This is a genomic window from Actinomyces dentalis DSM 19115 (genome assembly GCF_000429225.1).
Classification (GTDB): Bacteria; Actinomycetota; Actinomycetes; order Actinomycetales; family Actinomycetaceae; genus Actinomyces; species Actinomyces dentalis.
In genome coordinates this window covers 11936-36059 of sequence record NZ_AUBL01000023.1, presented here as the reverse complement: position 1 = coordinate 36059, position 24124 = coordinate 11936, and the positions used below count along the sequence as shown (strand labels likewise).

Here is a 24124-nt window from a genome sequence, read left to right as displayed (position 1 = left end):
GTGACGGGGGTGGCGCCGCTGCGCATCGGCCCGATCGAGGTGGGCACCCCCGTGGAGCTCGCCCCCATGGCCGGGGTCACCAACGCCTCGTTCCGCCGGTTGTGCCGCCGCTACGGCGAGTCGGCGCTGCCCGGCCCCGCGCCGGCCGCCGACGGGCCGATCACGACCCCGGACGGCGCCCTGGCGGCTCCGGCGGGGCTGTACGTGACCGAGATGGTCACCACCCGCGCCCTGGTCGAGGGCAATGCCAGGACCCTGGCCATGGTGCGCCCCGACCCGGGCGAGAGGGTGCGCTCCGTCCAGCTCTACGGCGTCGACCCCCTCATCGCCGGCAGGGCGGTGCGCATCCTGGTCGAGCGGGACCTGGCCGACCACATCGACCTCAACTTCGGCTGCCCGGCGCCCAAGGTGACCCGCAGGGGCGGCGGGGCGGCGCTGCCCTGGAAGCGGGACCTGCTGGCGGCGATCCTGCGCGAGACGGTGCGGTCGGCCGAGGCGGCGGGGCGCGCCGCCCGCAGGGAGCGCCGGGTGCCGGTGACGGTCAAGATGCGCGTGGGCATCGACGACGAGCACGAGACCTACCTCGATGCGGCCCGCGCCGCCGCCGACGCCGGGATCGCCGCCGTCGCCCTGCACGCGCGCACCGCCCGGCAGCACTACTCCGGGGCGGCCCGCTGGGAGCTCATCGCCCGCCTCAAGGAGGCCGTCCGCATCCCGGTGCTGGGCAACGGGGACGTCTGGAGCGGCGACGACGCCCTGGAGATGATGCGCTCCACCGGCTGCGACGGCGTCGTCGTGGGGCGGGGGTGCCAGGGGCGCCCGTGGCTCTTCGCCGACATCGTGGCGGCCCTGCACGGCTCGCCCGCGCGCACCCGCCCCGACCTCGACGCCGTCATCGCGGTCATCCGCGAGCACGGGCGGCTGCTGGCCGCCGAGATGGGGCAGGACCGCGGGGTGCGCGACCTGCGCAAGCACATCGGCTGGTACCTCAAGGGCTACCCGGTGGGCGGGCCCGCCCGCGCCGCCCTGGCGCGGGTGTCCTCCCTGGCCGGGCTCGACGCCGAGCTGGCCGCCATGCGCGAGCGCCTGCCCGAGTCCGTCCCCTACCCCGGCGGGGCGGTCGAGGGCCCGCGCGGGCGGGCCGGCGCCCCCAGGCGCCCGCACCTGCCCGAGGGCTGGCTCGACTCCCCCCATTTGACGCAGGCGCAGAGGGCGGCGCTGCTGGCCGCCGAGTCCGACGTCTCGGGGGGCTGAGGCCGACGACGTCGCCGCCGGCATCCGGCCTCCGCCCGACGAGCCCGGGGCGGGCCCTCGAGATCGCCGGGTAACCGCCGAGATCGTCGGGTAACCCGCGAGCACGTCACTTGACCCGCGAGCACGTACCTCTAGCAGACGTTCTCGCGGGTCAAGTGACGATCTCGTGAGTCGACCGGCGATCTCGCGGACCCGGCCGGCGTCTGCTACGCCCCCTTCGCTCTACTACGCTTCTTCACCCTCCACTGTACGAGAAAAGGGGGCGCAGCAGAGGGCGAAGAGGCGTAGTAGAGGAGTGGAGGGACGTGGCAGACCGATCGCGCCGACAGCAGAGGAGATCGCCCTGCGCTACGACCGGCCGCGCGGGGAGTCGGCGGGGGCGGTGGAGGCGACGGGGGCGGTGCGGCACAGCAGGGCCGCGATCGCGGTGGTCGCGGGGATGGCCAGGACCAGGCCGATCGAGGAGACCAGGGTGCGCACGATCTCCTCGGCGATCTCGCCGCTGAGCAGCGTGTCCACCACCGCCCGGTCGATGAGCGAGGCCGACAGGATCAGCGGCAGGGCCGTGCCCGCGTAGGCGAAGGCGAGGGTGTAGACGGTCGAGGCGATGTGGTCGCGCCCGATCCTCATGCCCCCGGTGAACAGCCGCGTCCATCCCAGCGCGGGGTTGGCGGCGTGCAGCTCCCACACGGCCGAGGCCTGGGTGATGGTCACGTCGTTGAGCACGCCCAGGCCCGCGATGACCATGCCGCAGGTCAGCAGCGCCCGCAGGCTCAGACCCGGCACGAGGGAGGACAGGGCCAGCACGTCGTCGCCCACGGCCCCGGTCAGGTTCGCCGCCCCCACGCCCCACAGGGACCCCGCCACGGTGATGACCACGCCCGCCACCGTGCCCAGCAGCGCCGTCGTCGTGCGCACGCTGACCCCGTGGGCGACGTAGACGGCCAGCAGCATCATCGCCATGGAGCCCACGAGGGTGACCCACATCGGCGACGCCAGCTCGAGCAGGGCCGGGATCATGAAGAACACCAGGACGGCGGTGGCCAGGACCAGGCCGAGGACGCTCAGCGCCCCCCTCCTGCCGGCCACGGCCACGACGAGGACCAGGTAGACGACGGCCAGGGCCGCCACCGGCGCCCGCCGGACGTAGTCGACGAACACGTAGGGGGTGCCCCCGGCCAGCGCCTGCGGGGTGTACATGACGCGCAACCGGTCGCCGACGTCGGCCGGGGGGCGCGACTCGGCGGGGATGTGCACGGGCAGGGTCAGGCCCCGGCCCTTGCCGGAGGTGATGCGGGCGCACACGGCGTCGGTCAGGAGCGAGCCGTCGGACAGGGCGCCCAGGCTCGCCGCCGCCTGCTTGCAGTCGTCCACGTCCAGGCTGGTGATCTCGGCGGTCTCCAGGGTCGCCCCCTCGGCGGCGAAGGGCCGGGAGCCCACGAGCGAGCTCTCGCCCGGCCACAGCACCACCAGCCCCGCGAGCGTGGCGATGATCAGGGGCACGACGATGGCGGCCAGGACCAGGCGCGCCCGGCGGGCCTCGGCGGCGCTCAGCTCCAGCGGACCGGAGTGTGAGTGGGAGTGGGAGTGTGAGTGCCCGCGGGGGCGGGACTCGGGCGACTGGGCGGGGGGATCGGTGCTGGCCACGGGTCCATCATGCCCGACGGCGCCCCGGCCCCCGACGCGGGCGGGGCGCCGCGCCCGGGGGACGGCGCCGGCCGACCGCGCTCAGCAGCCGGCCAGGCGCTCGGCGAGGTAGGGCACGACGTCGTCCAGTCCGATGCGCTCCTGGGCCATGGTGTCGCGCTCGCGGACCGTGACCCGCCCGTCGGACGGGGAGTCGAAGTCGTAGGTGATGCACCAGGGTGTGCCCACCTCGTCCTGGCGGCGGTAGCGGCGGCCCACCGCGCCGGCGTCGTCGTACTCGACGTTCCACAGGCGGCGCAGGCGGGCGGCCAGCTCCCGGGCCGGGCCGGTGAGCTCCTCCTTGCGGCTCAGCGGCAGGACCGCGGCCTTGACCGGCGCCAGGCGCGGGTCGAGCCTGAGGACGATGCGCGTGTCGACCCCGCCCTTGGTGTTGGGGGCCTCGTCCTCGGTGTAGGCCTCGACGAGGAAGGCCATGAGCGAGCGGGTCAGGCCCGCGCTGGGCTCGATGACGTAGGGCACCCAGCGCTCGTTCCTGGCCTGGTCGAAGTAGGACAGGTCCTTGCCGGAGTGCTCGGCGTGGGTGGTCAGGTCGAAGTCGGTGCGGTTGGCGATGCCCTCGAGCTCGCCCCACTGCGAACCGGCGAAGCCGAAGCGGTACTCCAGGTCCACGGTGCGCTTGGAGTAGTGGGAGAGCTTCTCGGCGGGGTGCTCGTACTCGCGCAGGTTGTCCTCGCTGATGCCCAGGTCCGTGTACCAGGCCCGGCGGTAGTCGATCCAGTACTGGTGCCACTGCTCGTCGGTGCCCGGCTCGCAGAAGAACTCCAGCTCCATCTGCTCGAACTCGCGGGTGCGGAAGATGAAGTTGCCCGGCGTGATCTCGTTGCGGAAGGACTTGCCGACCTGGCCGATGCCGAAGGGCGGCCGCTTGCGGGCCGCGCTCATGACGGCCGCGAAGTCGATGAAGATGCCCTGGGCGGTCTCGGGGCGCAGGTAATGCAGCCCGGCCTCGTCGTCGACCGGGCCCAGGTAGGTCTTGAGCAGGCCGGAGAAGGCCCGCGGCTCGGTGAACCGGCCGCGGGTGCCGCAAGTGGGGCACACGAGCTGCTCCAGGCCGACCGAGTCGGGGTCCTCGATGCCGTGCTTGGCGGCGTGGGCCTCCTGGAGCTCGTCCTGACGCAGGCGCCTGTGGCAGGACTGGCACTCGATGAGCGGGTCGGTGAAGGCGCTCACGTGCCCGGAGGCGACCCACACCTCGCGCGGGAGGATGATGGAGGAGTCCAGGCCGACGACGTCGTCGCGCGAGCGGACCATGTACTGCCACCACTGGCGCTTGATGTTCTCCTTGAGCTCGACGCCCAGCGGCCCGTAGTCCCAGGCGGAGCGGGTGCCGCCGTAGATCTCCCCGCAGGGGAAGACGAAGCCGCGCCGCTTGGCGAGGTTGATGACGCGATCGAGCGTGGAGGGGGTCTGTGCCACCGGATTCTCCTGATATCGTCGTTGTCCGCACCTGGTCGGTGGGAACGAGTGGCGTCAGTCTACGGGCGCGCGGCGACCCGGTCCGCGCGCCCGCCCGAGCGTGACGCAGGCGTCACCCGGCCGGTTTGACGCGACCGCCACCGGCATTGAGAATGATTCCCATGAACATGCTGGTCACCCGCGCGCGCCGCCACCTGGCCGCCGTCGCCGTCCTCGCACTCGCCGGATCCCTGGCCTCCTGCGCCGCCCTGTCCCCCGGATCGGACTCCACCGCGGCCGCCTCCGGGGCGGCCCCGACGGCGGCCCCCTCCGGCGCCCTGACGGTGTCCACGTCCTTCTACCCCATCCAGTACCTGGCCCAGGCCATCGGCGGCGAGCACGTCGCGGTCACCAGCGTCACCCCCACCAACGTCGAGCCCCACGACTTCGAGCTGTCCCCCAAGGACGTCACCGCCCTGTCCGCCTCCTCCCTGGTCCTGTACGTCTCCGGCTTCCAGCCCTCCCTCGACGACGCCCTCGCCCAGGTCTCCGGCCCCACGGTCGTGGACCTGGCCGGGAGCGTCGACCTGGTCCACCACGACGGCGTGGAGGAGGAGCACGAGGAGGGCGCCACCGAGGCCGCCACCGAGGCCGCCACCGGGGCCGCCCACGACCACGGCGCCGCCGCGGCCCTCGACCCGCACTTCTGGCTCGACCCGGTGCGCATGCAGGCGGCCGCCAAGGCGGTCGAGGCCGCCCTGGCCCAGGCCGACCCGGCCCACGCCGACGACTACGCCGCCAACCTGGACACCCTCAACGCGACCCTCACCGATTTGAACACCAGCTACTCCACCGGCCTGGGCCACTGCGAGCGCACCACCTTCGTCACCTCGCACGCCGCCTTCGGCTACCTCGCCGACCGCTACAGCCTGACCCAGGCCTCGATCTCCGGCGTCGACCCCGAGTCCGAGCCGAGCCCAGCCGAACTCGCCGAGGTCAAGAAGGTCGTCGAGTCCACCGGCACCACCACCATCTTCACCGAGGAACTCGTCTCCCCCGAGACCGCCCAGGCCGTCGCCGCCGAGACCGGGGCCCAGACCCGCGTGCTCAGCCCCATCGAGTCCGCCCCCGAGAGCGGCGACTACGCCGGCGTCATGAGGACCAACCTCGAAGAGCTGCGCACCGCGCTGAGCTGCCAGTGACGGGGCCCGCGAGCGCCCCGACCGGGCCCGACCGGGAAGACGCCATGACCCCCGCCCGCCCGCCCGCGGACACCGACGCGCCCGCCGTCGAGGTCCAGGACCTGTCCGTCGTCCTGGGCTCGAGCCTCATCCTGTCGGGCATCGACCTGCGCATCGAGCCGGGCGAGTCGGTCGCCCTCCTGGGCGCCAACGGCTCGGGCAAGTCCACGCTCGTGCGCACCGTCCTGGGCCTGCTGCCCATCCGCACGGGGACCGTGCGCCTCTTCGGACACAACGTCGCCCGCCGCTCCGCCGTGCCCTGGCGGCGCGTGGGCTACGTGCCCCAGCGCGTGGGGGCGGCGGCGGGCGTGCCCGCCACCGCCCTGGAGGTGGTCCGCTCCGGGCTGCTCGACCCCCGCCGCCCCCTGGCGGACCGGGGGCGGCGCGCGCGCGAGCGGGCCCTGAAGGCTCTGGAGGCCGTGGGCCTGGCCGAGCGCGCCGACGACCACGTCCAGGTCTTCTCCGGCGGCCAGTCCCAACGGGTCCTCATCGCCCGCGCCCTCGTGCGCTCCCCCGAGCTGCTCATCCTCGACGAGCCCCTGGCCGGCATCGACCGCGACTCGCGCCGGGCCCTGGCCCGCATCCTGGAGTCGCTGCGCTCGCAGGGGATCACGCTGCTGACGATCCTGCACGAGATGGGCGAACTGGCCGACGTCGTCGAGCGCGCCGTCGTCCTGAGCGAGGGGCGCCTGAGCTGGGACGGGCCGGCGGCGGACCTGGCCCCCGCCCGCCACGACCACGCCCGCCACGACGAGATCGGCCACGACGCGGCGGGCGACTGCGAGCACTCCCACCCCCACGGCGACACGGCCCCCGCCGTCCACCACGCCCCCGCCCTGGCCTCGGGCGGGGCGCCGCTGCCCCGCCGGACCGCGCCGTGACAGGAGCGCCATGATCCAGATCCTCGCCGATATCGGCTCCATGCTCGACAGCCCGCTCATGCAGCGGGCCGTCATCATCGCCGTCCTGGTGGGCCTGTCGGCGCCCGTCATCGGCACCTACCTGGTCCAGCGGGGCCTGGCGCTGCTGGGCGACGGCATCGGGCACATCGCCCTGACGGGGGTGGCCCTGGGCTGGCTGGCCGGGGCGGCCGCGGGCGCCGTCCCCGCCGACGCCTGGGCCGTGCCCGGGGCGATCGCCGCCTCGGTAGCGGGCGCCGTCCTCATCGAGGTGATCCGGGCCCGCGGGCGCACCCGCGGCGACGTCGCCCTGGCGATCCTCTTCTACGGCGGCATCGCCGGCGGCGTCATCCTCATCAAATTCGCCGGCGGCACGACGACGAACCTGACCAGCTACCTGTTCGGGTCCATCGCCACCGTCTCGGTGCGCGACGCCTGGTTCACCATCGTCCTGGCCGCCGTGATCCTGCTCATCGGCCTGGGGCTGCGCGGCCCGCTGTTCGCCCTGTGCCACGACGAGGAGTTCGCCCGCTCCATGGGCCTGCCCACCGGGGCGCTCAACGTCCTGGTCGCCGTCGTGGCCGCCCTGACGGTGTCGGTGTCGATGCGCGTGGTGGGGGCGCTGCTGGTCTCGGCCGTCATGATCGTCCCGGTGGCCATCGCCCAGCTCGTCTCCTACTCCTTCGCGCGCACCATGCGCCTGGCCATGGGCATCGGGGTCGCGGCCTGCGTGAGCGGGCTGACGATCACCTACTTCGTGGCGGCCTCCCCCGGCGCCATGATCGTGGTCCTGCTCGTGGGCCTGTACGCCCTCGTCGCCCTGGTCGGCGGCGCCGTCCGCCTGGCGGGGGCGGGGCTGCGCCGGCGCGCCCGCGCCGGTCGCGCCGCCGGCGAGCGCGCCGGACACGGGCGCGCCGCCCCGTCCGCCCGCCCCTCGTCCGCCCGGGAGTCCTGAAGCCATGCCCCTGCCCCGCTCCACCGCAGGATCCACCTCGCCGCGCCCGCGGGCGACCTGGCAGAGGGCCGCCGTCCACGACATCCTGGAGCGTACGGACGGCTTCCGCTCCGCCCAGCAGATCCACTCCGCCCTGGAGGCGGAGGGCACGAGGGTCGGCCTGGCCACCGTCTACCGCAACCTGACCGCCATGGCCGAGGCCGGGGAGATCGACCAGGTCCGCAACGCCGAGGGCGAGGCCCTCTACCGCAGCTGCGAGCGGCCCGAGCACCACCACCACATCGTGTGCCGCCGGTGCGGCTACGCGGTGGAGATCGCCGGCGGCGAGCTGGAGGCCTGGATCTCCGGGGTCTCGGCGGCGCACGGCTTCACGGGGGTGGAGCACACCGCCGAGCTCTTCGGCCTGTGCGCCTCCTGCTCGGCCGGCGGGGGCGCCGGCTCCTGAGGGCCGACGTCGCCACCGGGCCCCGGCGGGCGGCAAAGGCCCCGCGGCGGCGGGATCGGCGCTTCGGCGCGCCCGTCAGGTCCGCGGCGAGGCGCCGGACCCGGTGCCGTCCACCGCGTCGACGGCCCCGCCGAAGCGCCGATCCCGCCCGGCGTAGGCCTCGACCGCCCGCCACAGCTGGACGCGGTCGAACTCCGGCCAGGGCAGGGCGGAGAAGTACAGCTCGGCGTAGGCCGCCTCCCAGATGAGGAAGTTGGAGGTGCGCTGCTCGCCGCCGGTGCGGATGAGCAGGTCGACGTCGCGCATGGCCGGGGAGTACAGGTGGCGCCGGATGGTGGCCTCGGTGATCGCCGAGGCCTTGAGGCGCCCGGCGGCGACCTCCCCGGCGATGGCGCGGGCGGCGTCGGCGATCTCGGCCCGGCCCCCGTAGTTGAGGCACATGTTGAGCACCATGGTCTCGTTGCCGGCCGTGATCCGCTCGGAGCGGCGCACCTCCGACAGGACCGACTTCCACAGGCGCGGGGTGCGCCCCACCCAGTTGACGCGCACGCCCCACTCCAGCAGGTCGTCGGTCTGGGCCCGCAGGACGGTGCGGGTGAAGCCCATGAGGAAGCGGACCTCCGCCGGGGAGCGGCGCCAGTTCTCCGTGGAGAAGGCGTAGACGCTCAGCTCGCGCACCCCCAGCTCGACGGCGCCGGCGATGACGTCCATCATGGTCGACTCCCCCACCCGGTGCCCCTCGGTGCGCGGCAGGCCGCGGGCGTTGGCCCAGCGGCCGTTGCCGTCCATGACGCAGGCGACGTGGGCGGGCAGGGCGCGCCCGGGCAGGGCGGGCGGGGTCAGGCCCTCGCGGTGGAGGGGGACCCGCCCGGGGGCGGCGTCGGTCATATCAGGCCCTTTCGACGAGGGTGAGGGAGAGCAGGCGGCGCTCCAGGTGCCAGGTCGTGTAGGCGGAGACCAGCCCCGAGGCCCGGGCGCGCTCGCGCCGGGCGGAGGCGTCGGCCGCCTCCCAGTCCCCGCTCAGCAGCGCCCCCAGCAGGGCCATGACGGCGGGCTCGACGTCGACGGCGCCGGCCGGGCGGCAGGCGGCGCACACGGCCCCGCCGGCCTGGATGTGGAAGGCGGTGTGGGGCCCGCCCCTCCCGCAGCGGGCGCAGTCGTAGCACGACGGCGCCCAGCCGGCCAGGGCCAGGGCCCGCAGCAGGTAGGAGTCCAGGACCAGGCCGGGGGCGTGGCGCCGTCGGGCCAGGGCCGCCAGGGCCCCGTAGAGCAGGAGGAACTGCTGGGGCGAGTCGGACGTGCCCAGGTCGGCGCCGTCGCGGGTCAGGCGCTCGGCGGTCTCCACCATGGTGGAGGCGCAGGTGAACACGGAGTAGTCGCGGGCGAGGTCCCGGCCGAAGGGCTCGATGGTCTCCGCCTGGGCGACGACGTCGAGGCTGCGCCCGGCGCGCAGCTGGACGTCGACGAGGGAGAAGGGCTCCAGGCGCGCGCCGAAGCGGGATGTCGTGCGACGCACCCCCCTGGCGACGGCGCGCACCTGCCCGTGAGAGCGGGTGAGGGACACGATGATCCGGTCCGCCTCGCCGAGCCTGTGGGTGCGCAGGACCACGGCCTCGTCGCGGTAGAGCTGTGCGGCCACGCCCGTCGGTCCGCTCAGCGCAGGGCCCGGTTGACGGCGGAGATGACGGCCTTGAAGGAGGAGGTCGTGATGGAGGGGTCGATGCCCACGCCCCACAGGACCTGCCCGGCGATCTCGCACTCGACGTAGGAGGCGGCCAGGGCGTCGCGCCCCTGGCTCAGGGCGTGCTCGACGTAGTCGAGGATGCGCACCTCCACGCCGGTCTGCTCCAGGGCGGTGACGAAGGCGTCCAGGGGGCCGTTGCCGGAGGCGGTCAGCAGCCGGCGCTCACCGCCGTCGCGCAGGGTGACGGTGAGGATGGAGTCCTCGTCGCCGGCGGCGGTCAGGGTGGCGCCCTTGAGCTCGTAGCGGCCCCAGGCGGGCAGGCCGGCCCCGGGGGCGGCCTTGGCGGGCAGGTACTCGTCGGTGAAGATCGTCCACAGGTCCCCGGCGTCGACCTCCCCGCCGCGGGTGTCGGCGTGGCGCTGGACGATGCGGGAGAACTCGATCTGGAGGCGGCGCGGCAGGTCCAGGTTGTGGGTCGTCTTGAGCAGGTAGGACACCCCGCCCTTGCCGGACTGGGAGTTGACCCGCACCACGGCCTCGTAGGAGCGGCCCACGTCGTGGGGGTCGATGGGCAGGTAGGGCATGGACCAGGGCACGGCCATCTCGGCGGTGGCGGCGTCGAGGCCCTCGGCCCGCTTGGCCTCCACGGCCCGGGCGCGGTCGGCGAAGCCCTTCTTGATGGCGTCCTGGTGGGAGCCGGAGAAGGAGGTGTAGACGAGCTCGCCGGCGTAGGGGGTGCGCGGGGGCACCTCCATATTGGTGGAGCGCTCGACGACGCGGCGGATCTCGTCGATGTCGGAGATGTCGAGCATGGGGTCCACGCCCTGGCTGAACAGGTTGAGGGCCAGGGTGACCAGGTCGACGTTGCCGGTGCGCTCGCCGTGGCCGAACAGGCAGCCCTCGACGCGCTCGGCCCCGGCCAGCAGGCCGAGCTCGGCGGCGGCCACGCCCGAGCCGCGGTCGTTGTGGTTGTGCAGGGACAGGCACACGCTCTCGCGGTGGGACAGGTTCCGGCTCATCCACTCGATCTGGTCGGCGTAGACGTTGGGGGTGGCGCGCTCGACGGTGGCGGGCAGGTTGAGGATGATCTCGCGCTCGCCCTCGGGCTGCCACACCCCCATGACGGCCTCGCAGACCTCCAGGGCGTAGTCGCGCTCGGTGTCGACGAAGATCTCCGGGGAGTACTCGAAGCCGAAGACCGTGTCCTCGTCCAGGACCTTCTCGGCCCGGGCCATGACCGCCCTGGTGCCGTCGACGGCAAGCTCGCGGATGTCGGCGCGGTCCATGCGGAAGACGATCCTGCGGAACAGGGGCGACAGGGCGTTGTAGAGGTGGACGGTGGCGCGGGGCAGCCCCACGCAGGCGTCCAGGGTGCGGTCGATGAGGTCGGTGCGCGACTGGGTGAGCACGGAGATGGTGACGTCGTCGGGGACGGCGTCGTCGTCGACCAGGGAGCGCACGAAGTCGTAGTCGGTCTGGGAGGCGGCGGGGAAGCCGACCTCGATCTCCTTGAAGCCCATGCCCACGAGCAGGTCGAACACGGCGCGCTTGGCCGATGGGCCCATGGGCTCGATGAGGCTCTGGTTGCCGTCGCGCAGGTCGGTGCTCAGCCAGCGGGGGGCGGCGGTGATGCGCCGGCTGGGCCAGGTGCGGTCGGGCAGGTCGGTGACGACAGTGTCGAGGAAGGGGGTGTACTTGGTGAAGGGCATGCCGGAGGGCTGCTGGGGGGCGGGACGTGCGGTGCGCATGGGTTCTTCCTGTGGGGGTGTGGTCGCTCGGGTCCGACGGCGCATCGCGGGGGCGCGGCGCCCGGTCCCGGTGGTCGGCAGGACGGATCAGCCGCGGTCGGGGTGCCGGCCCGTCAGGCCCCGCCGCGGCGACTAAGCAGGAGGCTCGTCCGCACTCGCGCAGTCGCTCGCACGAGGGCGAGGTTACCCCATGGGCGCCCCCGCGCGCAGGTCCTCGCCCCCGCCCGTCCCTCCCGCCTCGCCGAAACCGGCGGGAGGGCGCGCGAGACCGGCGGAAAGTGCACATCCTGCGGATGACTCGGCGCGGTCGGCCGGGCGGCGGCCCCGTGCGGCTCTTCTGCGCGCGGCGGCCGCGGCCGGGCCGGCCCTGCCGGTCCTCATCGTCCGCAGCTCCCCATGTGCGTGCGGCGGCCGTCCCGGGTAGCCCGGGGCGGACCGACGTCGACGCAGTCGTTGACGATGACAGGGACGATCGTCCCAGGCGGTCCGGATGCCCGCGGTCGTGCCGACCGCGCCGTCCGCCTGCAAGTCCCCCACCCCCGGGGGGAGTCGTTTCGGCCGACAGACCCGGTGCCGCCACCCGCGAGGCCGCCCCCGCCATGTCCTGGATGGCCGACTCCTTCGCCCAGCCGGTGCCGCCACCCGCGAGGCCTCCCCACCCCCGGGGGAGTCGTTTCGGTGATGTCACCTGGGCTCGCATTGCGCCAGGTGGGCTCGCAAGAATCGAGCGAGGGCGAATTCCGTCGCGCTGAGCTCGCACGGCGCGAGGTGGGGTGGACCGTGTCGCGCTGAGCTCGCATTACGCAAGCCGGGCCCGGCTCCGAGCCCCGCCCGTGAGACCGACGTGAACGAGCGCACCGATGCCGGGGCGAGGACTCGCACCGGACGAACCCAAGAAGGTTATTCAGCAGGCATCTGCGTGCATTTCTGGGGATCGATATGGTGACGGCCTACCCCTATGAAGGTTATTCAGCGGGTTCATGGCGGCGTTCTCCTTGGACCACTTGCGTGCGATTGGACCACGGCGGTCCGACCGTCGTTCCCGGGGGCGAGATGCGCGTCCCGGCGTCCGGGGCGCAGTGGCGCCGGGCGCCGCGGTCCGCGAGATCGCCGGGTAACCGCCGAGCACGTCACTTGACCCGCGAGCACGTCTGCCAGAGTGACGTGCTCGCGGGTTAAGTGACGATCTCGCGGGTTAAGGTACGATCTCGCGGGTTAAGTGACGTGCTCGCGAGCCGGCCGCGTCACGACATGCGAGACGCCGTCCCACCATGCGAGATGCGCTATCGAGGCGAAGCGGGGAGACGCACTCGAACGCCTTCGCAACAACCCTCCGGACGAGGAGGACCCGCCCGAGCAGACCGCCGCCACAACCTTCACGCTCCACGTCTTCAAAACCACCCCCGAATAACCTTCTATGAGTCACAATGAATCTCTCTCACTGGAGATGCTCCGGGACGGGACCGGCGCCGCGGTCCGCGACAACCGCGGCCAGCCCCTTCCTCGTCGAGATGCGCATTTTGCCCTCGAGACGTGCGTTTTGCCTTCGAGAACAACGGTTGGAACTGCACTCTCGAGTGCGAAGTGCACGTCTCGGCGCCGGGGGCTCCCGCCGTGGTCGCCGTCCGACCCGCGGCGCCCCTCCCGGGGATCCGCGGCGGCACCGGTTGTCCGAATCTGTTGCAAAGGCCCGGATCCCGCCGAAGCACCGGAAGAGAATCGTTGATATTCCGCGCTTCTTCTCGCGGCCGATCCCAGCCCGGGGCGCCTTTGCAGCGGATTCGGACACGCCCCCGCCCCCGGACCGCCCCAGGAGCCCCGCCCGCACCATCATGACGACCCCGACCTACGAGCCCGCCGCTCCCGGTGAGAAAAGCCCATTCGAGCAGACAATCACCGCCGCGCTCCCGCTCTACGTCTTCAACCACCCCTGAATAACCTTCAAGGTCCTGCCGTCTTCACGACTCGGAGTCAGATCAGTTGCGAGACGCGCTGGGGCGAGATCCCCATGAATACGGAGATGTCCCTGACGGTCAGTCCCTCACCGCGAAGGACCGTCGCCGTACGACTGGACGCCTCGGCATACGCCTCCCGGGCCTCCTGGGCGGTCCGGGAGGCATCCTGGTACGCGGCGATGGCCTCTTGGGCGGCCGGATCCACGACGGGGGAGATGTGGATGTCATCCACCGGTACGCCGTCCATATTGCAGATGTCGCGGACCATGCTCTCGACCTGGTCGAGGCGGCGGGCCTGGGTGTATCTGATACCGGCCCCGGTGGCGAACTCGATGGCCCACCATCCGCCGCTGCGAATGGCAGTGACTTCAATAGCATTGCTCACACTCTGCCTCCTACTTGTTTGATGATCGCCTTAGCGGTGAACTCGTTGATTTCCGAGTGGCGAGGAACATAGGTGACGGTTCTTCCGATCTGAACCCGGGTATGACTGCCGCCCTCGGTGAGGGTAAGCGCCTCGCGCCGATCCCCGGCGATCCTGGCAGTCGCTTCATAAGCTCCTTGCGCTTCACAATATTAAGTCTATCGTCATGGATGAATCAAGTTAAACAGCCTGGACGGGCCGGAGGGATGAGCGACGGCCTTTCGCCGGACGCGCGGAGCGCCCGTTGAATCGGACCGCTCGAACCGGGAGGGGGCCCACGGCGGGCCTCCCCGACTCCCCGACTCCCCGACGCCGCGACCCGGACCCGGGCTCGCAGCAGGGGGCCCGCGGGGCGCGGCGCCGTCGGCGGCGGGGCTCGTCCGCGAGCGTCCCGGCGAGCGGGCCCGCGGGGGCGTCAGCATCGGCCCGCACGCGGCCGGACCAGCGAACATTGACGAACTACTACGATCTTATGTAGTATACCTGCTACATACGATCGTGCGTCTGCGAGGAGGTTCGTATGCCCCCTGTCATCACCGTCGAGAACCTCGAGTTCTCCTACGGGGCCGCCCCGGTCCTGCGCGGCCTCGACCTGTCGGTCGAGGCGGGCGAGGTCGTCTGCCTGCTCGGGCCCAACGGCGTGGGCAAGACGACCCTGGTGGAGAATCTGCTGGGCTCCCTGACCCCGACCAGCGGCACCGTGCGCGTGCTCGGCACCGACCCGCGCCGCGCCGGCGCCGACTTCTGGGCGCGCATCGGGCTGGTGCAGCAGAACTGGACCGACCACCCCAAGTGGCGGGTGAAGGACCAGCTGGAGTGGATCCGCTCGGTCCAGCTGACGGCGGCGAGCCGGGTGATCGGCGTTGACGAGGTGCTCGACGCCGTCGGCCTGGCCGACAAGGCCGACTCACGGTTGTCCCGGCTCTCGGGCGGGCAGCGGCGCACCGTCGACTTCGCGGCCGCCCTCATGGCCGCGCCCGAGCTCCTCGTCCTGGACGAGCCGACCACCGGCCTGGACCCGGTCTCCAAGGCGCGCCTGCACGATCTCATCCTGGCCCGGGTCGACGAGGACGCCACCATCGTCATGACCACCCACGACCTGGCCGAGGCCGAGCGCCTGGCCTCGCGCGTGCTCATTATGAACGAGGGGCGCATCATCGCCGACGGCACGGTCACCGCGCTGCGCGAGCGCCTCGACCGCGGCGCCGAGATCACCTGGATCGAAGGCGGCGCCCACCACGTCCACACCACCCGCTCCCCCGAGCGCTTCGTCAAGGGGCTCGACCTCGACGCCGTCACAGGGCTGACCATCACCCGCCCAACCCTGGAGGAGACCTACCTCTCCCTCGTCAGCAAGGAGCCCCGTTCATGAGCACTCCCTTCGTCCGCACCGCCCCCGCCGTCCTGCGGGCCGCCGGCCGCCAGGCGGTCACGGACCTGCGAGCGGGCCTCGCCGGAAAGTGCGCCTCGCTGCTGATCACCACCGCCGGCTTCGTCCTGGTCGGCCGGGCCACCCAGGCATCCGCCGAGGCCCATGCGGCCTTCGGCCCCATGTTCCTCGCCAGCAGCATCGGCGTGATCAGCTGCTTCATCACCCTGCAGATCGCCGGCGAGGCCTACACCGACCGCATCGGCGGAGCCCTCCTGCGGGTGCGCATCCTGCCCCACGGGCCCCTGACGTGGACGATCGGCAAGACGATGTCCGCGATCACGCAGACCATCGCCTACCAGGCCGCGATCCTGCTCGGCGGGGCCCTCTTCGTCGAGGCCCTGCCCCTGAGCGCCTCCCGGGTGCTGGCCTGCCTGCCCCTCATCGTGATGTCCGCCGTCGCCACGGCCCCGCTGGGGTTCCTCGCCGGGGCCCTCGCCCGGGGCGTCTACAGCTTCATGGTCTCCTACCTGCCTGTCTTCGCCCTCATCGGCACGAGCGGCTTCTTCATGCCCATGGACCGGCTCCCCTCCTGGGTCCAGGCGGTTCAGCTGGCGCTGCCCACGTACTGGTCGGGGCACCTGACCCGGTGGGCGCTGGTGGGCGACCCCTCGTGGGAGGTGGGCGGGGCCTTCTCCCCGGCGCTCGCTCTCGCGATCCTGGCGGCCTGGACCGTCCTCGGCTTCGCGGGGGCCTCGTTCGTCGTGCGGCGCAGCTTCCGCAAGGAGACGATCGGCAGCCTGACGCGCGTGCAGTCCACCATCCGCTCCCAGACGGGCCTGTGATGTCCGACGACGTCGTGCACAACCGGATCGCGGTGCTGCGCGCCGACCGGCGGGTGAGCCGCCGCGAGCTCGCCGAGGCGCTGGGCGTCCACTACCAGACGGTGGGCTATCTCGAGCGCGGCGAGTACGCGCCCTCCCTCCACCTGGCCCTGCGCATCGCCCGCTACTTCGACGTGCCCGTGGAGTCGGTCTTCTCCCTGGAGGAGTTCCCCCGCCTGACGTGAGCCGTCGCCCCGCCCTCGCGCCGCGCCCCGCCGGCCGGGCTCGCGCCGGAGGGCGAGGCTGCTGCGGGGACATCCGGGATGCATTTTTCGGGCGCTGCTTCCGCGCATTCAGGATCGTTCCCTCCGACTCGGCCGTAACCCTTCCTCCTGCGTTAGGATTTCAATATGAACGACTTGCTCGTCGCCCAGCAGGCCAGGCCGTTCCGCCTGGTGCTCATTCGCCTGACCGTCATGGCCATACTGGCGGCCGCGACATGCCTCACGCTCAGGCTGACCGGTGCCGGCAACGATTTCCCGCCACTGGATGCGCTCTATTTCCCGTTTGTCAACATCGTCTGCGGCGTCGTCATCTGGCGCACTTTTCGGCGGTATCGCGTCTCGGTCCGGGACTATCTCGGTATTGAGGGGCGCCGCCTCGGCGGTGACATCGCCTGGGGATTCCTGTGGGTGGTCGTCGCCTACATCCCGATGATGATCGTCATCATGATATCGATGTACTCCCTGTTCGGCGCCGACATGTTCCAGCACTTCGAGCAGGTCTTCGCAAAATCAAGCCCGTCACTGCCCGCCGGGGTCGTATCGGGCGTGAGCTTCTTCGGCGCAATCGTCTTCCTCATCAACGCGCCGATCGAGGAGATCATGTACCGCGGCTGGCTGCAGAGCGGTCTGACCGGGCGCGGCGGCCCCGTCATCGCCACCCTGGTCACGAACATATTGTTCGGCCTGCAGCACATGATGTTCGCCGGGAATGTTCGCGGCATGATCATCTACTTCTTCATGTTCCTGGCGTGGGGCGCCACCGCCAGCATCATCGTCCATCGGCAGCAACGACTGGCGCAGATCACCATCGCCCACTGGATCGTCAACATCTTCAGTGGCGTCGCGCCGATGATGGCGCTCGGCTTCATGGGACTATGAGCCGGCCGACGGCGCCGACGCCGTCTCGCGCCCCGCCCCACCGTCCGGCCGCCACCCGCCGGGTTCGCACCGGAGAGCGCTGAGTCCTTCCCGCACCGTGGCGGGACACGGGGAGTGAAGGAGGCGGCGTTCCAGGAAGGTTATTCAGCGGGATCATGACGGCATTCTCCCTGGACCACTTATGTGCCGTTGGACCACTTAAATGCGGTTGGACCACTTGCGTTCCGTTGGACCACCGTATTTCGTGAACCAGGTGGTCCAACGGCATTTAAGTTGGTCCAACCGCACGCAAGTGGTCCAAGCGGGCCGGCCGCGTCACGGCATGCGAGACGCCGTCCCACCATGCGGGACGTGCCGTCGGGGCGGAGCGCCGGAACCGCCCCCGCCCCACCCGGTCCGCCCCCGACGACCGGCCCACCGATCCCGTCGCGCCCGACTCCCCCCGGCACGCCCGGAGGCGACTCGGGCGGGTCATCACGACCGGCCCCGCACCCCAGCTCCCTTGACAACCCCTCGTATCACACCCGGGGAACGCACTCAGAACCACTCCCCGAACAGCCCTCATAATATCGCCTCCTGGAAATGCGACCGGACGCCCGCTGAACAACCTTCTAGGTATGAGGGTAAGCGTGAGTTTGAGCCGGGCAGACCTGGAGATCCTCGACCGGTACGTCGAGCGCGAGGGGCTCGCGTCGAGATCGGCCGGGGTCCGGACCGCGATCCGCCGTCTTCACCGGAAGGATCTGCGGGAGGCGTATGCGCTGGCGTGGCGGGAATGGGACGATTCCGGCGCTGCGTCGGACTGGGAGAGCACCGTCGCCGACGGCCTGGACGGGGATGACGAGGGAGACCGTGCTGCGCGGTGAGATCCGCGTGGTGAATCTCGCGCCCGTCGTCGGCAGTGAGGCGGACAAGCGCTGGCCGGCCGTGATCGTAAGTGACGACGACGCCACCGGCAACCTGGTTCCGTTCCGGGACTCTTCTGGTGAGAAGGACCGGTGTCCGCCGGGTCCGGGTCTTGCGCCCATCCCGTCCCGAGGGAGTCGATTTGGCGATGTCACCTCATCTCGCATTGTCGCCGCGGCCGAACTTCGTCGTCGTGCCCGCCTGGATCCTTCGTTGGTGCGCTCGTTCGTGTCGGCCTCGCGGCCCGGGCCGGGTCCGGCTTGCGTAATGCGAGCCCAGCGCGACATGGTCCACCCCGCCTCGCGCCATGCGAGTTCAGCACGACGAAATCCGCCTGCGTTCGATCCGCGCGAGCACGCCTCGCACAATGCGAGCCCAGGTGACATCACCAAAACGACGCCCCCGGGGCGGGGCGCGCCGACGGACAGCGAGGCCGGGTGGGACGATCCCGAGTGGGACGACCCCGGCGAGCCCGTCGGGGAGTAAACCCCGCGGGGGCGGGACGCGCAGGGGCTGACAGCCGCGCTCCTGCGCGGGGGCGCAAACCCCGCGGGGGCGGCGCGGCGGCGCCGCCCGGCTCACAGCAGCCCGGCCGCCAGGTCCAGCGGGGTGCCGAAGCGGTGGGCGGTGACCGTCACGGACTGCTCGCGCACGAAGGGCAGGAGCTCGCTGTGCGGGTTGCCGGTCACGGCCCCGGTGTACAGGGCCACGTCGGGACTGCCGGAGGTGGCCCGGCTCGCCTCCCGCCAGCGCTCGGCGCCGCTCTGGCGGCGCGGGCCGATAATGCGCACCCGCAGCCCCAGCTCGCCCGAGGCGCCCAGGTCCGCCAGACGGGCCTCCCACACGGCCGGGGCCTCGATGTCCAGGTCCACCCCGGCGTCCAGCAGGGCGCCTCGCAGCCCGGCCGGGGGCTGCTCCGCCAGCGACAGGCCGATCGTCCCGCCGGCGAGCACGCCCGCGGCCAGGACTCGCACCAGGTCCGCCGGGCTCGTGCCCGGCTCGGCCCGCACCACCGCCGTCGCGGGCCGGTAGCGCAGCACATTGCGCTCGCAGGCCAGACCGGTCACATCCCGGCCCCGCCCGTAGGTGCTCTCCCAGGCCCGGGCGTCGGCCAGCAGCGCCTCGTGGAGGAAGGCGGCGTCGTCGTGGCCCAGGCCGGAGCGCACGGCGTCGTACAGGGCGCCGACCCCGCTGCTCAGGCGCACGCGCAGGTCCGAGCCGACCGGCGGGCGGCCCCCGCCCCGCCCGGCGGGCACGACATCCCCCAGGCCCAGCAGGTAGGAGGGGCCGCTGGCCTTCGTCGTCGAGCCGATCGCCGAGCGCTTCCAGCCGCCGAAGGGCTGGCGGCGCACAATGGCGCCGGTGATGGAGCGGTTGACGTAGAGGTTGCCGGCCTCCACGCCCTCCAGCCACACGGCCAGCTCGTCGGCGTCCAGGGTCTGCAGGCCCGAGGTCAGCCCGTAGTCGGTGGCGTTGACGGCCTCGATCGCCTCCTGGAGCGTGTCCACCCGCATGACGCCCAGCACCGGGGCGAAGTACTCGGTGAGGTGGAACTCGCTGCCGGGCGTCACGCCCACGCGGATGCCCGGGCGCCACAGGCCACCGCCCAGGTGCTCGGGGGTCAGCACCCAGTGCTCGCCCTCCCCCAGGCGCGTCAGGCCCCGCAGGGCCTTGGGGTCGTCGGGCACGACGACGGGGCCGACCTGGGAGTCCAGGTGGGAGGGCGCCTTGACCCGCAGCGAGCTCGCGGCGTCCACCAGCTGGCGGGGGATGCGCGGCGAGCGGCCCGCCGAGCCCACGAGGATGAGCAGCGAGGCGGCCGAGCACTTCTGGCCGGCGTGGGCGAAGGCCGAGGAGACCACGTCGCGCACCGCCAGGTCCGGGTCCGCCGAGGGGGTGACGATCATGGCGTTCTTGCCGCTGGTCTCCCCCAGCAGGCGCATGTCCGGCCTCCAGGAGCGGAACAGGCGGGCCGTGTCGTAGGAGCCGGTGAGGATGACCCGCCCCACCCCGTCGTGGACGACCAGGTGGCGGGACACCTCCCCGTCCTCGACGGCCGCCAGGGCCAGAACCTCCTCGGGCACGCCCGCGTCGTGGAAGGCGCGCACGAGCTCGGCCGCGCAGCGGCGCGCCGGCGGGGCGGGCTTGAGGACCGCCGTCGAGCCCGAGGCCAGGGCCGCGGCGACCCCGCCGGCGGGAATGGCCAGCGGGAAGTTCCACGGGGAGGCCACCACCGTGACCTCCACGGGCTCGAAGCGGGACGAGCACATGAAGGTCGGGTCCTCCAGCTGCAGGGACAGCTCGGCGTAGTGGCGGCAGAAGTCGATGGCCTCGCTGACCTCCGGGTCGGCCTGGTCGATCGTCTTGCCGGTCTCGGCGGCCGCCACCTCGATGAGCTCGCCGCGCCGGGCGGCCAGCACGTCGCCGACCCGCTGGAGGACGGCGGCGCGCTCGACGGCGCCCCGCCCCCGCCAGGCGGCGCTCGCCCCCGCCAGGGACGCGACGAGGGCGTCGACGTCGTCGGGCCCGGCCAGGGACTCCGCGGATGCGCGCACCGCCTCGGCCCCGCGGGTCGAGCCGGGCACGGAGGCGGCGATGTCGCGCGCCCACCGGCGGTTGGCGGCCAGCGCCGGGTCGGAGTCGGGGGTCGACGCGAAGGGGCGGCGGGCCCGCTCGGAGGCGGTGCCCGCGATCTCGCCGGGCCCGGCGGCCGCCTCGGCGAGCCGGTCCTGGGCGCGGTTGGGCCCGGGCAGGGGGGCGTCGGGGTCGACGTCGGCCAGGGAGGCCAGGAAGCGGTCGCACTCGCGGTCGAAGACGGCCGGGTCGGAGGCGATGTCGAAGACCCCGGACATGAAGTTCTCCGGCGCCGCGTTCTCCTCCAGGCGGCGCACCAGGTAGGAGATGGCGACGTCGAACTCGCCCGGGTCCACCACCGGCACGTAGAGCAGGAGGTGGCCGACCTCGCGGCGCACGACCGTCTGCAGATCGGTGGCCATGCCCGAGAGCATCTCGAACTCCACGGCCCCGCCCTCCTCCAGGCCGCGGGCCGCGCGCAGCTCGACGGCGAAGGCGATGTCGAACAGGTTCTGGCCGGCCACGCCCAGCCGCACGGCGCGGGTGCGCTCGGGGGTCATGGCCCGCTCCAGCATCCGCTTGTAGTTGGTGTCCGTGGCCCGCTTGGTGGGCCAGGTGGTGGGCTCCCAGCCGTGGATCTCGGCGTCGACCCTCTCCATGGACAGGTTCGCGCCCTTGACGAGGCGCACCTTGATGGGCGCCCCGCCGTCGGCCACGCGCCGGGCCGCCCAGGCCTGAAGTCGCTCCATGGCCGTCGGGGAGTCGGGCAGGTAGGCCTGCAGGACGATGCCGGCCCCGTAGTCGGCCAGGTCGGGCTGGGAGAGGACGGCGGTGAAGACCTCGATGGTCAGGTCCAGGTCCTTGTAGTCCTCCATGTCGAGGTTGAGGAAGGTGCCGTGGTCGCGGGCCAGGCGGTACAGGGGGCTGAGGGCCTCCACGCCGTGGGCGACGACCTCCTCGAACCCCCAGGGGTTGTGGGGGCCGGTGACGGCCGAGACCTTGACGGACACGTAGTCGACGTCGTCGCGGGACACCAGGCGGGAGACCTCCTCCAGGCGGCGGGCGGCCTCCGCCTCCCCCAGAACCGCCTCCCCCAGGAGGTTGACGTTGAGGCGGTTGCCGTCGGCGCGCAGGCGGGCCAGGGCAGGGCCGAGCCCCTTGTCGGTGGCGTCGACGACGAGGTCGCCCACGATGCCGCGGAAGACGCGGCGGGCCGCGGAGGCGACGGCGCGCGGGGCCAGGCGCGAGGCCGCCCCGCCCAGGCCCAGGGCGGCGGCCAGGGGCCCGGGCAGGAAGGAGCGGCGCCCGGCCGCCATGCGGGCCAGGGCCGCCCCGGCGACGTCGAGGTCCGCGGGGCGCACGACGTCGTCGACGAAGCGGGTGGTGAACTCCAGCCCGTCCGGGTCGGCCAGGATGCGCGAGAGCAGCTCGGCGCTGCGCGAAGCGGGCTCGTCGGCGGACTCCTCCACCCACCGGCGGGCGCGCTCGACGGCGCGGGCGCCGAGCTCCCACAGCTCGTCGGGGCACGCGCGCTGGGCGTCGCGCTCGGGGGACGTGGCGGGGGGCTGCGGAAGCGGTGTCGGCATGCTCGGCTTCTCCTGTCGGGCGCATGAGTGGGATCCGGCTCATTGTGCCTCGGGCGCGGCCCGGGCCGCAGGCGTACGAGTCGCGCGGATCCGCGGCGCGCCCGACCCGCGCCCGGCGCTCACAGCAGCATGGGGAACAGCCCCCAGTACGCCAGGTCCACCAGCAGCACGACCGCCCCCGCCAGGACGCACAGGAGCACCAGCGCGCTGGGCGCGGTCAGCCAGCGCCCGCCCGCGTGCCGCCCGCGGCGGTGGTGGCCCCGCACGAGCCAGATCCGCCCGACGAGCTTGACCAGGATGACCACGGCGACCAGTGCCATGAACTGGGCGGCGAGCCACCCGCCGTAGGAGATCAGCCAGTTGGAGGAGTAGGACGTGGCCAGGCGGGCCACCAGCAGGATGTAGGCCAGGTACAGCACCCAGGAGGCGATGACGCTCAGGCCCAGGGCGGTCGACCAGCGGCCGACGGGGTCGGGCAGGTGCAGCCCCCGGCGCCCCCGCAGGCGCGGCAGCTGGCCGACCGCCCACCCCAGCCCGGCGGCCGCCAGCAGGGCCGGCCCGCCCACCACGCCGGCGAGCATGAGATCGCCCGAGGCGTACCAGCGGGCCCGCCCGGGCGAGCGCGCCCAGAAGTCCTGGACGGGCGCGGCCCCGGCCACGTGCGGGGCGGCGTCGGCCGTCTGCGGCAGGCCCAGCACCCAGCGGGCCAGGTCCCGCGCCACGCCGGGGGCCAGCGGCCCGTCGGTGGACCGGCCGAACTTGAGCCCGTGGTTGGCCCCCCGGTAGTAGCGCACCGTCAGCCGGTCGTTGCCGCCCGCGCCCAGGGACGCCCGGATCCTGGCGGGCCCCTGGATCAGGGGCATGGAGGAGTCCCCGGTGCCGTAGATCATGAGCACGGGGGCCGCGATGCGCTCCTCGTAGGGGCGGGCGTCGAAGTCGGCGTACCCGAAGGAGTCGCCCGGCAGCTCGCGCGCCCCCAGCACCCGGGCCACGAGGGTCAGCAGCGCGTCGGGCACTCCCACGCGCCGCAGGTAGGACCCGGCGGCGAAGGTCGCCTGCTCGCGCAGGGCGACCACGGGGGCGCTGGCCAGCACCAGGAAGGCGATGTCCGGGTCGGTGCCCGCCAGGACCACCCCCGGGTAGCCGCCCTCCGACTCGGCGTACAGGCCCACTCGCGCCGGGTCCACCCCGTCCAGGGCGCGCAGGTAGGCCACCGACCGGGCGTAGTCGGCGGCCATGGCGGTGTAGTCGCGCTCGGTGAGGCTGTAGTCCTCCATCGGCTTGGAGGGCACCAGGGTCGTCGCGCCCGCGCTGGCCAGGGCGTCGGCCTGCTCGGCGAAGCCCTCGATGGTGTGGGTGCCCGCCCCGTGGAGGAAGACGACCCCGGGGGTGCCCCGCCCCGCGCCCACGGGACGGCGCAGGAGGGCGGGGACGGTCTCGCCGTCGGCCTGGGTCACCCAGACCCGCTCGACAGCGACCCCGTAGGTGCCCACGGCGGCGGTGGTCACGGCCCCGCCTATGGCGGTGTCCGAGGTCTCGGGGACCAGGGCCTCGGTGGCGGGGGCGGGCGACCAGCGCGGGCCGGCGAGCGTGCCCACCAGGGACAGCGTCAGGACCGCGACGACCACGGCGCCGACGGTGCGGTGGTCGGAGGAGACGGCGAGCACGAGCGCGCCCAGGGCCAGGGTGGACAGGATCTGGCGGATCTCGGCGGTGCCCGTCCCCATCAGGGCCAGGACCAGGGCGACGGCGATCACGCCCAGGACCATGACGCCCAGCCGCATGGGCTCCTGGCGCCACAGACGGGCGAGCAGCCTCCAGGCGCGCACCGGGAAGGCCCTCAGCCAGCGCCAGGCGGAGCGGATCTCGGGCCCGCTCGGGTGGGCGGGGTCCGCGCGGCGGCGCCGACTCCGCTCGCGCCGGACCCGCAGGCGCTCGCTCAGCCGGGCGCTCTTCTCCGGGCGCGGCGAGCGGTTCCCGCCGGTGCGCGGCATC

General features: G+C 73.0%; 18 protein-coding genes. 10 read left to right on the top strand and 8 right to left on the bottom strand.

What is annotated here, in order from left to right:
- Entirely contained in the window at nucleotides 1-1254 is a 1254-nt protein-coding gene (gene dusB, locus G446_RS0106265) for a tRNA dihydrouridine synthase DusB (RefSeq protein ID WP_026409512.1), read from the top strand.
- Between the two features lie 348 nt (nucleotides 1255-1602).
- Here the strand turns inward: dusB and G446_RS16335 are convergent, their stop codons facing one another.
- Together G446_RS16335 and G446_RS0106255 are read right to left on the bottom strand one after the other, a co-directional pair.
- A complete protein-coding gene (locus G446_RS16335; RefSeq protein WP_084779039.1) occupies nucleotides 1603-2901 on the bottom strand; it encodes a YibE/F family protein in 1299 nt (432 codons plus the stop codon).
- An 81-nt stretch (nucleotides 2902-2982) separates the two neighbouring features.
- Nucleotides 2983-4377 (bottom strand): glycine--tRNA ligase, encoded by a 1395-nt coding sequence (locus G446_RS0106255; RefSeq protein WP_026409511.1) that lies wholly within the window; start codon nucleotides 4375-4377, stop codon nucleotides 2983-2985.
- Between the two features lie 152 nt (nucleotides 4378-4529).
- Here G446_RS0106255 and G446_RS0106250 point away from each other — a divergent pair, with 152 nt between their 5' ends.
- The 4 genes from G446_RS0106250 to G446_RS0106235 are packed head-to-tail and all read left to right on the top strand — an operon-like array spanning nucleotide 4530 to nucleotide 7896.
- Nucleotides 4530-5558 carry a metal ABC transporter substrate-binding protein gene (locus tag G446_RS0106250; RefSeq protein ID WP_034469413.1) on the top strand — a complete coding sequence of 343 codons (1029 nt, stop codon included), beginning with the start codon at nucleotides 4530-4532 and terminating at the stop codon, nucleotides 5556-5558.
- Nucleotides 5559-5602: 44 nt separating this feature from the next.
- A complete protein-coding gene (locus tag G446_RS16330; protein WP_051285716.1) occupies nucleotides 5603-6478 on the top strand; it encodes a metal ABC transporter ATP-binding protein in 876 nt (291 codons plus the stop codon).
- A 10-nt stretch (nucleotides 6479-6488) separates the two neighbouring features.
- On the top strand, nucleotides 6489-7451 hold the full coding sequence (locus tag G446_RS16325; protein WP_084779038.1) for a metal ABC transporter permease: 963 nt from the start codon (nucleotides 6489-6491) through the stop codon (nucleotides 7449-7451).
- 4 nt (nucleotides 7452-7455) lie between these two features.
- Entirely contained in the window at nucleotides 7456-7896 is a 441-nt protein-coding gene (locus G446_RS0106235; RefSeq protein WP_026409509.1) for a Fur family transcriptional regulator, read from the top strand.
- Between the two features lie 75 nt (nucleotides 7897-7971).
- Here G446_RS0106235 and uppS read toward each other — a convergent pair whose 3' ends face one another.
- The 4 genes from uppS to G446_RS0106215 all read right to left on the bottom strand — a co-directional run bounded on the left by uppS (nucleotide 7972) and on the right by G446_RS0106215 (nucleotide 13668).
- Complete coding sequence (uppS, locus tag G446_RS0106230) at nucleotides 7972-8784, bottom strand: polyprenyl diphosphate synthase (protein ID WP_026409508.1); 813 nt, start codon at nucleotides 8782-8784, stop codon at nucleotides 7972-7974.
- A 1-nt stretch (nucleotide 8785) separates the two neighbouring features.
- A complete protein-coding gene (gene recO, locus G446_RS0106225) occupies nucleotides 8786-9535 on the bottom strand; it encodes a DNA repair protein RecO (RefSeq protein ID WP_026409507.1) in 750 nt (249 codons plus the stop codon).
- 14 nt (nucleotides 9536-9549) lie between these two features.
- Nucleotides 9550-11328 (bottom strand): 2-isopropylmalate synthase, encoded by a 1779-nt coding sequence (gene leuA / locus G446_RS0106220; RefSeq protein ID WP_026409506.1) that lies wholly within the window; start codon nucleotides 11326-11328, stop codon nucleotides 9550-9552.
- 1971 nt (nucleotides 11329-13299) lie between these two features.
- The gene (locus G446_RS0106215; protein ID WP_051285712.1) at nucleotides 13300-13668 is read right to left on the bottom strand and encodes a sigma-70 family RNA polymerase sigma factor; all 369 of its coding nucleotides are present in this window, start codon (nucleotides 13666-13668) and stop codon (nucleotides 13300-13302) included.
- Nucleotides 13669-14227: 559 nt separating this feature from the next.
- Here G446_RS0106215 and G446_RS0106210 point away from each other — a divergent pair.
- The 5 genes from G446_RS0106210 to G446_RS0106190 all read left to right on the top strand — a co-directional run bounded on the left by G446_RS0106210 (nucleotide 14228) and on the right by G446_RS0106190 (nucleotide 17929).
- Nucleotides 14228-15079 (top strand): ABC transporter ATP-binding protein, encoded by an 852-nt coding sequence (locus G446_RS0106210; protein WP_026409504.1) that lies wholly within the window; start codon nucleotides 14228-14230, stop codon nucleotides 15077-15079.
- On the top strand, nucleotides 15076-15921 hold the full coding sequence (locus tag G446_RS0106205; protein WP_026409503.1) for an ABC transporter permease: 846 nt from the start codon (nucleotides 15076-15078) through the stop codon (nucleotides 15919-15921). The genes G446_RS0106210 and G446_RS0106205 overlap by 4 nt, the downstream gene beginning before the upstream one ends.
- A complete protein-coding gene (locus tag G446_RS0106200; protein ID WP_020991564.1) occupies nucleotides 15921-16145 on the top strand; it encodes a helix-turn-helix transcriptional regulator in 225 nt (74 codons plus the stop codon). Before G446_RS0106205 ends, G446_RS0106200 begins: the two co-directional genes overlap by 1 nt.
- Before the next feature lie 165 nt (nucleotides 16146-16310).
- Nucleotides 16311-17063 (top strand): CPBP family intramembrane glutamic endopeptidase, encoded by a 753-nt coding sequence (locus tag G446_RS16320; RefSeq protein ID WP_051285711.1) that lies wholly within the window; start codon nucleotides 16311-16313, stop codon nucleotides 17061-17063.
- Nucleotides 17064-17692: 629 nt separating this feature from the next.
- Nucleotides 17693-17929 (top strand): ribbon-helix-helix domain-containing protein, encoded by a 237-nt coding sequence (locus tag G446_RS0106190; RefSeq protein WP_245574607.1) that lies wholly within the window; start codon nucleotides 17693-17695, stop codon nucleotides 17927-17929.
- Between the two features lie 618 nt (nucleotides 17930-18547).
- Here G446_RS0106190 and G446_RS0106185 read toward each other — a convergent pair.
- Nucleotides 18548-22129, bottom strand: a complete 3582-nt coding sequence (locus G446_RS0106185; protein WP_026409501.1) for a proline dehydrogenase family protein — start codon at nucleotides 22127-22129, stop codon at nucleotides 18548-18550.
- A 119-nt stretch (nucleotides 22130-22248) separates the two neighbouring features.
- A complete protein-coding gene (locus G446_RS0106180) occupies nucleotides 22249-24123 on the bottom strand; it encodes a S9 family peptidase (RefSeq protein ID WP_156916545.1) in 1875 nt (624 codons plus the stop codon).
- Nucleotide 24124 lies beyond the last annotated feature (1 nt).